The organism is Streptomyces sp. NPDC056160, assembly GCF_042268205.1.
GTDB lineage: Bacteria > Actinomycetota > Actinomycetes > Streptomycetales > Streptomycetaceae > Streptomyces.
Map to the genome: position 1 here is coordinate 1 of NZ_JBHJUW010000217.1, position 10,227 is coordinate 10,227.

The following is a 10,227-nucleotide window of genomic DNA, read 5'->3' on the forward strand; positions in this document are numbered from 1 at the left end:
TCAGCCCCAACGAATACGAACGCCGACACCACGCCGCTAAACTCACGCTCGCCGCGTGATCAAAGACGCGTGTCCACCATCACGGGGGAAGGCCCGTCTTCGCGAGGAAGATGCGCCTGCTCGACGAGGACGCCTACACCATCACCGTGCCCGGTTTCGAGGGCTGTGACCCCACTGGCGACATCGTGCAGTGCACTATGCGTGACTACAACTAGGGGCCTGTGTGATGTCGTGATCAGTTTCCTTCCCCTTCCCTCTTCGTGGAGTGGAGGGCGGTAGCAGATTGGTCGTGACGCGCAGACAACTCGTCGACGCTCAGAGCAAGGTCATCGAGGCCGTACCTGCCGATCGGCAGGTACGGCCCTGCCCCGAGCGGCTGCGGGAGCAGTCGTACGGGTGATCTGGCGGTTCCGCTCCAGTGCCCAGTGGCGGGAGACGCCGACCGAGTTCGGCCCGTGGCCCACCGTCCACGGGCGCTTCCGCGTCCGGCGGGATGCCGGTGCCTTCTCCGCTCAACCGGCAGGCATGACCGCAGAGGGGTCCAGCGCGGGGAGAGCGGACTTGTCGCTGGTCAGCGTGGATTCCACCACGGTCCGTGCCCACCACGACGCCGCCGGGATGCGTGTTGGTACAGCCGCTGATGGAAGTCCGCAAGGGCTGCGTGGAAGTCGAAGCCATCGGTGGTTCAGGGTGACGACAACTGGCGAACGACGGTGGCTGGCGGGTTCTCCGGCGGCCCAACTGCCGTGGCCGGTGATGCAAGAGCGAATCTTGCGTGGGCAGTCACGGGGCCGGCGGCGAGGTAACAGGCTGCGGCCGATCTCGGCGAGTCCGAGGCGCCGGTCACTTCTGCGGGCGGAGGGGGAAAAGCCGCTCGGTGAGAACACCGTGCGGCGGACGACGTGCAGGGCCCGGGTGAACGAGGTCCGCTCTGCTGTAATGCGGTGCAGGCGGGCGGCTTCGTCCAGCAGATCACGGGTCGCATGGTGCACGATCAGGTGCGCGTAGATCTCCTGCCGCCCCCCGTCCGGGGTCTGCGATCTGAGGACCGGCCGCCCGCGCTGGTGGGTCTTGATCTCGTCGAAGACCAGCTCGATCTCCCAGCGCCGGGCGTAGAGCGCGGCAAGCTCGGCAGCCGGGTACTTCTCGGGATCGGTCAGGCTGGTGATCAGCCGGACGATGTCCGGCTGGCCGTCGACACGGTACTCGATCACCCGGACCAGGGCCGGTGGTGCCTTGAGCGTCCCCGCAGCCTTGCTGTGCTTGTTCGCCTCAAGCCTGGCCAGGTAACTGCCGTCGGGCAGCACGTCCTGGACCCGGCGCGCCTTGCGCCGCTCGATCCGCCACAGCAGGTGAGTGCCCTGGTCCCGGAGCCGGTGCCAACGGGCCAGACCCCACAGCCCGCGGTCGGCCAGCAACAGCGTCCCGCTCCCGACGTGGGCGTTCAGGGCGTCGGAGACGATCCGCTCGGACTCCTTGAACCCTCCGACCACGGCGTCGAGCACGGTGTGGGAGGAACACTCGGCCACCGCGACCACGCGAGCCTGCGGATACCCCATCGGACTGCGCTGTGATCCCGACTTGCCGAAGGCGTCATTGTTCGCCGCCGTGTCCGGCACGGCCCGCAACGTTCCGCCCAGGGCGAGCACCCGCAGCCCGCAGAAGAGATCGTCGTCCCTGCCCAGTGGCCGGGCCACAGCCCGGAATGAGGGGCCCCACGAGGTGGCCACCGTCTTCGAGTCCGCGACAACGAGGCGCACGGCCCCGGCCAACCTGATCCCTGCCCCGTCGCACACCGACCGCTCCGCTCTCGTGAGCGACGGCGGCGGCTGGACCCGGCTGATCGACGCCGTGCGGGAGTCGGGTCAGCACGCCACCAGGCCGGAGGCGGTAAGCGGCGCCCGCATCGTCCTGTCCGCGCTCGGCGGCCATGTCATCGGCGCCGAACCGGTCGACCTCGCCCTGCCCGAGGAGGCCGCCACCCGGCCGGTCGCCTCGCAGATCCCGGCCACCCGTTCCGCTGACCGCAGCGGAGTTCGTCGACTCCGTCGCCGCCCGCATGGAGGGAGCCACTCCCCGCCACCGCCGCTGGGACGTCAGCTCGGTCCCCAGCGTGCTGCCACCCCTGGTCGGCGAGGACCTGGTCACCCGCCTCCCGGCCGAACTCCCGTCAAGCTATGCCCTGCTGGTCGGACGGGCGGAGTGAGCGAGCCCGGCGTCGTAGATGCCTGCCCCCGTCCGGGGCTTGCCCGGGAGGGTCGGACAAGCCCCGGACAAGCCGGCGTCAAATCACGGCACATCCGCCCCGCGTCAGACGTCGCACACCGTTTTGATCGTTTCCTCGCCCGAGACGTTGCCCCCGTAGATCCAGCCGTACGGGGCCGCGCCTCCGACGCTGACGTAGTACCACCAGTTCGACCCGTTCCAGTACTTGCACCAGCCGCCGAGTCGCTGGTCCACGTAGAGCGTGCCGCTGGCGGCGCCGCAGTACTTGCTCGGACCGGTCCTGAGATGAATGGCCGTTGTCACGGTGGCACCCCCATAGCCGTTCGTCGTGGGCGTGATGCCACAGGCCAGGGCGCCGGCGGGGGCATTCGACGGTGTCCAGTTCGGCGCTTCGCCCGCCACACTCGCGGATGCGTCCGTCGATGCCGCGTGGGCGGGCGCGGCCACCGCGCCGAGAGCAAGCATGCTGCCGAGAACGGCAGACACGATGGTGCGACGTACACGCATGTCGGGCTCCTTGTCTGGTCCTGTTGCGACCGTGTGATGGCTTCTCCCCGCAGTTCCGGGGACGTGCCACTCACAGTGCCGGGACGGACGTCGGCAAACCTTCTAAAAAGCTGGAATCCGCCTGGAACCACAGGTCGGGGGCGCCCAGAGTGTGTGGCGTAGAGTCGGTCGGGTGCCGCAGGGGGATTGATGGCCACGCGCTTCGGGATCCTGGGAACCATCGAGGTACGGCGGGACGGGGTCCCGGTCGACGTGGGGCACGCGATGCAGCGGCGAGTGCTCGCCGCGCTGCTCGTCGACGCGGACCGGCCGGTGTCGGCCGACGCTCTGGTGGACCGGGTGTGGGGGAACACCGAGATGGCGAACGGCCGCCGGACGCTGTACGGATACCTCTCCCGGCTGCGCCACGTACTCGCTGCCGACGGTACGGCCATCACACGGGAACGGGGCGGCGGCTACCGACTGGCGGTCGAACCCTCGGTGGTGGACGCACACCGCTTCCGCGAACTGTCGGCCAAGGCCCGGCAGGCGAGCGGCGACGGGCAGGCGGAGGCCCTGTGGAGGGAAGCGCTGGCGCTGTGGCGGGGCAGCGCGTTCACCGGCGTGGACACCCCGTGGTTCAACGCGCAACGCCACCTCCTCGACGGCGAGCGGCTGGCCGCCCAGTTGGAGCTTGCCGACGTGCGGCTGCGCCTGGCCCAACACGACACGATGGTGAGCGAATTGACCGCTCGCGCCGAGGCGTATCCGCTCGACGAACGCGCGATCGGACAACTGATCCTGGCCCTGTACCGGTGCGAACGGCAGGCCGAAGCTCTGGAGGTGTACGAGCGCGCCCGGCGGCGACTCGCCGACGAACTGGGCGTCGACCCCGGCTCGGCGCTGCGGCGACTGCACGAACAAATTCTCACCGCCGACCCGCAGCTCGCCGCGCCCCGCTCCACCGCCCCGCCCCCTACCACGAGACCGGCCGGTACCACCCGGCCTGCCACCGTCACGAAACCGCCGGACAAAAGCGGCACGGTCGCGAACGCGGCCCCGCACGTGGCACGCCAGCTCGCCCCCCGGCTCCTCCCGGCGGACCTGTCACTCTTCGTCGGCCGGGACGCCGAGACGGACGAGGTGCGCCGACTGCTCGGCGAAGAACGGCCCGGCCCGGTGACACTGCTGGTCACCGGCCCCGCCGGAGTGGGCAAGACCGCCTTCGCCGTACGTACTGGGCACCTGCTCGCCTCCTGCTTCCCCGACGGTCAGCTCCACGCGGACCTGCGGGGCTTCGGCGACGATCCGGCCGAGCCGTTCACGGTCCTCGGCACCTTCCTCCGCGCGCTCGGCATCCCCGGCGGCGCCGTCCCCGCTGAGCTGACCGGCCGCGTACACCTCTACCGCACACTGCTGGCGGGACGGCAGACGCTCGTCGTCCTGGACAACGCCGCCAGTGCCCAGCAGGTGGGCGACCTCTTGCCCAGCGGTGTGCGCTGCGCCACCATCGTCACCAGCCGGACGACCATGGCGGAACTGAACGGCCGCCGACTCCCCCTGGACGTACTGGACCCCACGAGGGGACTCGACCTGCTGCGCGAGATGCTGGGCCGGGACCGGACCGACGCCGACTCCGGTTCCGCCCGCTCCATCGTGGAAACCTGCGGTGGCCTTCCCCTGGCGGTATGGGTCGCCGGTGCGCGGCTGGCCGCCCGGCCGCACTGGCCCCTGGCCAAGGTGGCACGCGCACTCGCCGACGAGCAACGCAAGCTCGACGAGCTGGCCGTCGGCCACATCGCCGTACGGGCCAGTCTCCAACTGACCTATCAGCAGATGTCCACGGCCACCCAGCACGCCCTGGGTCTGATCACGCACCTGCCCGGACCGAGCTTCGCCCCCTGGGCCCTGGCCTCGCTGCTGGACACCGGCCTGCCCGAGGCGGAGGCAGTCCTCGACGACCTGGTCGAAGTACACCTGGTGCAGACCTGTTCGGTGAACGCAACCGGGTTCCGATACCAACTCCACGATTTGATAAGGCTGTTCGCCAGGGAGTGCGCGGAGAAGGACATCCCCGAGCGGGAGCGCACGGACGCCCTCACCCGATTACTCGGGGCGAGCCTGCACCTCGCCGACCTCGCCGCGGACACCCTCAGCGTCGACTTCCAGGGCATCTCGCAGCTGGACCTGGCCTCATGGCAGCCGGCCCCCGCCGAGGCCGACCAGTTGCTCGCCGACCCGCTCGCCTGGTTCAACGACGAACGCCAGTTCCTCATCGCCGTGGCGGAACAGGCCCTGGACCGAGGAGGGGGTGTCGCACCCGCCGCCGGACTGGCCACCGCCCTCACGACCCTCTTCCAGGTCGGCAGCCACTTCGACGATTGGGAGAGGCTTCAGAACCGGGCGCTCAAAGCCGCCCTCAGCAGCAGTGACCGGCACAGCGCCGCGAAAATCCACCGCTGCCTCGGCGAACTCACCACCATCCTCGACCGCTACCCGGAAGCACTCGACCACTTCGAGCAGGCCCTGCTGCTCGCCGAGGGCGAGGGGCCCACGTACCGGGCAAGTGCCACGGCCGGGCTCGCCTATGTGCACCGGCTCCTAGGCCAGTACTCCTCCGCGGTGTTCCACTTCGAAGAGGCCGCCGAGCTCGCCGAATCGGCGGGCAACGTCAACTGCCTCGTCTACGCGACCAACGGCCTCGGCGTCATCGACCTCGAGCAGGACCGTGTCGAAGCCGCCATCGCGCGGTTCACCAAGTGTCTGCGCGTCAGCCGGGTCGCGGGTTACCGGCCAGGGGAGGCTCAGGCCCTGCGCTGCCTGGGCCAGAGCCATCGCGCACTCGGCGACCACCCGGCCGCCGCCGACGCCTACCGGCGAGCCGTCGCGATCAGCGAGGACCTCGGCGACCGCCTCAGCGCCACACACGCCACCTGCTGGCTCGGGGACGTCCTGGTCCGCCAGGGCGAGCACCGAGAAGGACGCCGCCTGCTGGCTCGGAGCCTGTGGACGTACCGGGAATTCGGGAACCTATGGGGCGAAGCGGCGACCCTGTACGCACTCGCCGAGGCACAACTCGCGGTCGGCCGTCCGGGACCGGCCCGCAGGCGCGCCGAAGCCGCCGTCCGGCTCTGGAGACAGATCGGTTCCAGCAGGTGGCTGGCCGTCGGCCTGGACACCCTCGCCGAGGCATACGCCCTGTCCGGCAACCACACGGCCGCGGCTCGTTCCCGCGAAGAGGCTGAAGAGGTACGTAAGCATTGAGGCGAATGCGCCCCGCCTGGACGTAAGAAGCCGTTGCTCTCTCGATCTCGGTGAGCGTGAGTTCGAGGTCGTCGACTCCGTCGGGGTGATCTCGTGGCCGATGGGGCATGAAGGCGGGGCCTCCCGCACAGCTCGAGGGTGTCGAAGCCAAACGGGCAACAGGACGCCTCTGGTGCTGCAGTCTTCCGTGCCGACGCCGCTGGCGTCCAGACTCGGCATCCCTGTCGTGTGATTGTCTCGCTCACCGGTTCGGGAACGCCGCGCACCGGCCGCACAGGCGCTCCAAGTGTCCGTCGGACATGAGCGAAGGAGAGTGGGCGGTCGTACGCGATGCGACGCCGGTTCCCGGCTGGCTGGAGGGCCGCGGCGGCCTGCCGGAGAGCTGTTGCCACCGGCAGATGGTGGACGCGGTGCGCTACCTGGTCGCAGGCGGCATCACCTGGCGGGCGATGCCGGCGGACTTCCCCGCGTGGGACCGCGTCCACGCCTTCTTCCGGCGCTGGCGCGACAAGGCCTGACCGTCGAGTCCCACGACCGGCTGCGCGGCCGGGTCCGCACGGTTGCGGGCCGGGATGCGGAGCCGACGGCCGCCGTCATCGACGCGCAGTCGGTGAAGGCAGCGGCATCGGTGCCTGCCGCGACCAGGGGTTTCGAGGGCGCTCTTCTTCCCGCGTCGGACACCCTCAAGGCCGAGGTCGCGCATCAGTCGGGCGACCCTGCAGCGGGCCACGGACATACCCTCGCGGTGCAGTTACCTCCAGACCTTTCGCACTCCGTAGACGCCGGAGTTGTCGGCGTGGACGCGGCTGATCTGCGTCTTCAGCCCCGCGTCGAGAACCGACCGTGCACTGGGAGTGCGGTTCTTGGCGGCGTAGTAGGTGCTCGTGGCGATCTTCAGTCCGTGGCTGGTCAGGACTTTGCAGATCGGCTCGACCCCGAACACCTGCCGGTGGGCGTCGATGAACGCTACGAGCGCTTCGACGGCCGGTCGAGCTCGGCCGCGAAGAAAGCCGGGGCCGCCTCGAGGGTCTCGTTGGCCCGGCGCAACTCGGAGTTCTCGGCCCGCAGCCGCTTGCTCTCCGCGGCCTCCTCGGACGTGACGCCGGGCCGCCGGCCGGTGTCGACCTCGGCCTGGCGGACCCACGTCCGCACCGTCTCGGCGGAACCGATGCCCAGCTTCGCGGCGACCGCCTTCATCGCGGCGCATTCAGTTGGGTAGTTGGGGCGAGCCTCTCCGCGACCAGGCGCACCGCACGCTCACGAAGCTCGGCAGGGTAAGGGGACGGGCGGGCCATGACTCGATCCTCTCAGGGAATCGAGCCTCCATCAGGCCCGGAGCGGTTCACTGTTGCGAAAGTGGAGTTGTCGGACTGGACGTGCCCTGCGGCAGGTACCGTTTCATGTCAGGCTCTGGGGGACCGCTGCCCCTGGGGACCGTCAGTTGCCATCGGGAGGCTGCGCAGTGTCAGCGCAGTCGGCGGCGGCAGCGGTTTGTTGGCCGGGTCGGTGCGGAACGACTGGAGCAGATAGGCCACCAGGCGCCGGGACGCTGCACCGTCATCCGGTAGAGCGGTCACCAGACCGCAGTGCGCCAACAGGACCACGGCGAGGTCGGAAGGGTGAAAATCGGCCCGCAGCGCGCCAGACGCCTGGGCCCTGCGTACCAGAGTCGCGAAGTCCCGCTCAGCTCGTTGCCGGGACCGCGCGTGTTCCGACGCGGTTTCCGGGAAGGCCGCGACGAACGCGGCCGGGAACCCGCGTTCCTCCCGTTGCAGAGCGCAGACCGTCTCGACCAGCTGCTGGAAGCCTTGCCACGGGTCAGGGGCGGCCAGAGCCTCGGTGAGCGCCCGCGCGCAGGTCTCCATCTGCTGCGCGAACGCGCCTCTCACCAGGGCGTCCCGGGTCGGGAAATGCCGGTACAGCGTCGCCACGCCGACCCCGGCCCGTCGGGCCACGGTCGCCATCGGGGCGTCGATCCCGTGCTCCGCAAAGACCGCACGGGCGGCGACGAGGACCCGCTCCCGGTTGCGCCGGGCGTCCGCCCGCACCCCGTCCCGGGTTGTGATCCGAGAGGATTCCGCCATCACTGTCTCTCGCTTCCGGTCCAAGCGGACGATTGCGTCCACTTGAGAGTTTACGGTCGATGCCAGATCCCTGTACGGCCCCCGGCGGCAAAGGCAGAACGATGAACGACCGCATGATGAAGGCAGTGCTCTACGACCGCTACGGCGGCCCCGATGTGCTCTACACGGGCCGCGTGCCACGTCCTGAGCCGGCCCCCGGGGAGGTCCTTGTGAAGGTGCGCGCATTCAGCGTCAACGGCGGCGAACTGGCAGCCCGTGCCGGCCGTCTCCGCCTCCTGAGCGGCCGGAAATTCCCCAAGCGCGTCGGCTTGGACTTCACCGGCGAGGTCGCCGCACTGGGGGCCGGAGTCACACGGTTGGCGGCCGGCGACCGCGTATGGGGGGTCTTGGGCCGCACCTCCGGGTTCGGCAGCGCCGCCGAGTACGTGACCGTACCCGTCGAGCGGGTCGGCCGGCTCCCCGACGGCCTCGACCTGGTGGACGCTGCCGCTCTGCCGGTGGCCACCACGGCCATCACCGCGCTGCGGGACAAAGCCGGGCTGCGCCCCGGCGAACGACTCCTCGTCCGGGGCGCGGCGGGCGGTGTCGGCAATGCCGCCGTCCAGCTCGGACGGGTGTACGGCGCCGAGGTCACGGCCCTGGCCCGTGCAGCCAACCTCGACTTCGTCCGCGGGCTCGGCGCGCACAAGGCCGTCGACCACCGGACCGTGCGGCCGGCGGAGTTGGGCCGCTTCGACGTGGTCGTGGACACCGCGGGGACCGACCTGCGGGCCTTCCGGCGCCTACTGAATCCGGGCGGGCGCATGGTCACCATCGCCTTCGACCTGAAACGGCCCGCTGCGTCGCTCGGCTACCTCGCGGCCAGCACGGTCCACGGACGCGGCCGGGTGCGTTTCTTCAGCGGCAACCCCACGCGGGCGGACTTCGACGACCTCGCCCGCCATGTGGTCGAGGGCAAGCTGAGCCCTGCGGTGGACATGGTCTTCCCCCTGGAGGAGACAGCAGCGGCACACCGGGCGCTGGAGGCGGGCGGCGTCCAGGGCAAGTACGTGGTCAGGGTCGCGTAGGACGTCTGTGGAGGTGTTGATCACAGCCACTCGTCGATGGCCGCGATGAGGACGGTCGCCTCGTAGCGGACCGCCAGCTTGTCGTATCGCGTGGCGACGGCGCGGTGCCTCTTGAGGCGGTTGATCCCGCACTCGACCGCGTGCCGCTGTGTGTAGTCGTCCTTGTCGAACTTCGGCGGCCGGCCGCCACGCGATCCACGCTTGAGGCGGTGGCGCGCCTGGTCGGCTTTGTCGGGGGTGGTGCAGCGGATTCCGCGGCGGCGCAGGTAGGCGCGGATTCCGCGGTGGCGCAGGTAGGCGCGGTTTCTGCGGGAGGCGTATGCCTTGTCAGCGCGGACCCGATGGGGACGGACACGTCGCCGCCCCGCCCCGATGCGGGGCACGCGGATCTTCTCCAAGACGGGTCCGAACTGCGGCGAGTCCCCGCGGTGCCCTGTGGTCACCACGATCGACATGGGCTTTTGGCCCTGCTCGACGGCCAGGGGCAGTTTGGTGGTGAACCCGCCGCGCGAGCGTCCCGGCCCGTGATCACCAGGCTCGGTGAAGATGCCGCCTGGTGGTTCCTTCTGTGAGTCACCCCGCTTGCGGGCCCCGGTCCCGTGCTGATGGGCACGGCATACCGCGGAGTCGACGCTCAGGTCCCACGTGATCGCGCCATTCGCGTCGGCCAGGGACTGGAGCTGGGTGAGTACCCGGTGCCAGGTGCCGTTCCGCTGCCATCGGCGGAACAGGTCGTACTGACTTCGGCTCGTCAAGGTGACGCGAGTTCATCGAGCGCCTGGCCGGTGCCGGCTATGAAGCCGTCGAGGGTGGCGGGCCGGTACTGGAGGCGTTTGATCCGGTTACGGACGAGGGTCTCGAGCCGGTCGAGGGCAACCACGGCGAGGTTGGCCAGGCTGCGCTTGACGTGCGCCTCCACCCATTCGACCGGGTTGAGGTCGGGCGAGTACGCGGGCAGCAGGAACACCGTCAGCCACTCGCGCTCGGCGATCAGCTCACCCATGACGTGGGAGACGTGGGTGTTGGGGCGGTCCCGGACCAGCACGATCGGCGCTTGACGAGCTGGTGGACGCCGTCGACCAGCGCGATGAAGTCGCGCT

At 70.1% G+C, this 10,227-nt stretch carries 11 protein-coding genes, 2 pseudogenes and 1 other annotated feature; of the genes and pseudogenes, 5 read left to right on the top strand and 8 right to left on the bottom strand.

What is annotated here, in order from left to right; all coding sequences use genetic code 11:
* Positions 1 to 289: 289 nt before the first annotated feature.
* A pseudogene (locus tag ACFC02_RS39790) lies at positions 290 to 627 on the top strand (transposase); the annotation flags it as partial.
* Here the strand turns inward: ACFC02_RS39790 and ACFC02_RS39795 are convergent.
* Positions 513 to 1,796 carry an IS4 family transposase gene (locus tag ACFC02_RS39795; protein WP_376367451.1) on the bottom strand — a complete coding sequence of 428 codons (1,284 nt, stop codon included), beginning with the start codon at positions 1,794 to 1,796 and terminating at the stop codon, positions 513 to 515. The pseudogene ACFC02_RS39790 and the gene ACFC02_RS39795 sit on opposite strands and share 115 nt — an antisense overlap.
* Here ACFC02_RS39795 and ACFC02_RS39800 point away from each other — a divergent pair.
* Positions 1,774 to 2,206: pseudogene (locus ACFC02_RS39800) on the top strand (DUF2267 domain-containing protein). The gene ACFC02_RS39795 and the pseudogene ACFC02_RS39800 overlap by 23 nt on opposite strands.
* Positions 2,207 to 2,310: 104 nt before the next feature.
* Here the strand turns inward: ACFC02_RS39800 and ACFC02_RS39805 are convergent.
* A complete protein-coding gene (locus ACFC02_RS39805; RefSeq protein ID WP_376367453.1) occupies positions 2,311 to 2,733 on the bottom strand; it encodes a hypothetical protein in 423 nt (140 codons plus the stop codon).
* A 189-nt stretch (positions 2,734 to 2,922) separates the two neighbouring features.
* Here ACFC02_RS39805 and ACFC02_RS39810 point away from each other — a divergent pair, with 189 nt between their 5' ends.
* Both ACFC02_RS39810 and ACFC02_RS39815 read left to right on the top strand, forming a co-directional pair.
* On the top strand, positions 2,923 to 5,976 hold the full coding sequence (locus tag ACFC02_RS39810) for a BTAD domain-containing putative transcriptional regulator (protein WP_376367455.1): 3,054 nt from the start codon (positions 2,923 to 2,925) through the stop codon (positions 5,974 to 5,976).
* 299 nt (positions 5,977 to 6,275) lie between these two features.
* Positions 6,276 to 6,494 (top strand): transposase, encoded by a 219-nt coding sequence (locus ACFC02_RS39815; protein ID WP_376367457.1) that lies wholly within the window; start codon positions 6,276 to 6,278, stop codon positions 6,492 to 6,494.
* On the opposite strand, the gene ACFC02_RS39820 is transcribed toward ACFC02_RS39815, so the two are convergent.
* From ACFC02_RS39820 to ACFC02_RS39835, 4 genes are all read right to left on the bottom strand, one after another.
* Positions 6,392 to 6,727 carry an IS3 family transposase gene (locus ACFC02_RS39820; protein ID WP_376367469.1) on the bottom strand — a complete coding sequence of 112 codons (336 nt, stop codon included), beginning with the start codon at positions 6,725 to 6,727 and terminating at the stop codon, positions 6,392 to 6,394. The genes ACFC02_RS39815 and ACFC02_RS39820 overlap by 103 nt on opposite strands.
* Complete coding sequence (locus ACFC02_RS39825; RefSeq protein ID WP_376367459.1) at positions 6,728 to 6,919, bottom strand: hypothetical protein; 192 nt, start codon at positions 6,917 to 6,919, stop codon at positions 6,728 to 6,730.
* Positions 6,860 to 6,988: a sequence feature (AL1L pseudoknot), on the bottom strand. It overlaps the preceding gene by 60 nt.
* Positions 6,943 to 7,173: a hypothetical protein gene (locus tag ACFC02_RS39830; protein ID WP_376367461.1), complete on the bottom strand. Its 231-nt coding sequence runs from the start codon at positions 7,171 to 7,173 to the stop codon at positions 6,943 to 6,945. Its footprint overlaps the feature before it by 46 nt.
* A 206-nt stretch (positions 7,174 to 7,379) precedes the next feature.
* Positions 7,380 to 8,060, bottom strand: coding sequence for a TetR/AcrR family transcriptional regulator (locus tag ACFC02_RS39835; protein WP_376367471.1), 681 nt, complete (start codon positions 8,058 to 8,060; stop codon positions 7,380 to 7,382).
* 101 nt (positions 8,061 to 8,161) lie between these two features.
* Between ACFC02_RS39835 and ACFC02_RS39840 the strand changes: the two genes are divergently transcribed.
* Positions 8,162 to 9,127: an NAD(P)-dependent alcohol dehydrogenase gene (locus ACFC02_RS39840; RefSeq protein ID WP_376367463.1), complete on the top strand. Its 966-nt coding sequence runs from the start codon at positions 8,162 to 8,164 to the stop codon at positions 9,125 to 9,127.
* A 20-nt stretch (positions 9,128 to 9,147) separates the two neighbouring features.
* Here the strand turns inward: ACFC02_RS39840 and ACFC02_RS39845 are convergent, their stop codons facing one another.
* Both ACFC02_RS39845 and ACFC02_RS39850 read right to left on the bottom strand, forming a co-directional pair.
* Positions 9,148 to 9,882 (bottom strand): IS5 family transposase, encoded by a 735-nt coding sequence (locus tag ACFC02_RS39845; RefSeq protein ID WP_376367465.1) that lies wholly within the window; start codon positions 9,880 to 9,882, stop codon positions 9,148 to 9,150.
* Positions 9,879 to 10,227 (bottom strand): transposase (locus ACFC02_RS39850; protein WP_376367467.1); only part of this gene is annotated, 349 nt, incomplete at its 5' end. The genes ACFC02_RS39845 and ACFC02_RS39850, both read right to left, overlap by 4 nt.

Excerpts from the sequence above, each read along its gene's own strand:
- ACFC02_RS39805 (WP_376367453.1), bottom strand. The coding sequence starts at position 2,733 with ATGCGTGTACGTCGCACCATCGTGTCTGCCGTTCTCGGCAGCATGCTT.
- ACFC02_RS39810 (WP_376367455.1), top strand. The coding sequence starts at position 2,923 with ATGGCCACGCGCTTCGGGATCCTGGGAACCATCGAGGTACGGCGGGAC.
- ACFC02_RS39815 (WP_376367457.1), top strand. The coding sequence starts at position 6,276 with ATGAGCGAAGGAGAGTGGGCGGTCGTACGCGATGCGACGCCGGTTCCC.
- ACFC02_RS39830 (WP_376367461.1), bottom strand. The coding sequence starts at position 7,173 with ATGAAGGCGGTCGCCGCGAAGCTGGGCATCGGTTCCGCCGAGACGGTG.
- ACFC02_RS39835 (WP_376367471.1), bottom strand. The coding sequence starts at position 8,060 with ATGGCGGAATCCTCTCGGATCACAACCCGGGACGGGGTGCGGGCGGAC.
- ACFC02_RS39840 (WP_376367463.1), top strand. The coding sequence starts at position 8,162 with ATGAACGACCGCATGATGAAGGCAGTGCTCTACGACCGCTACGGCGGC.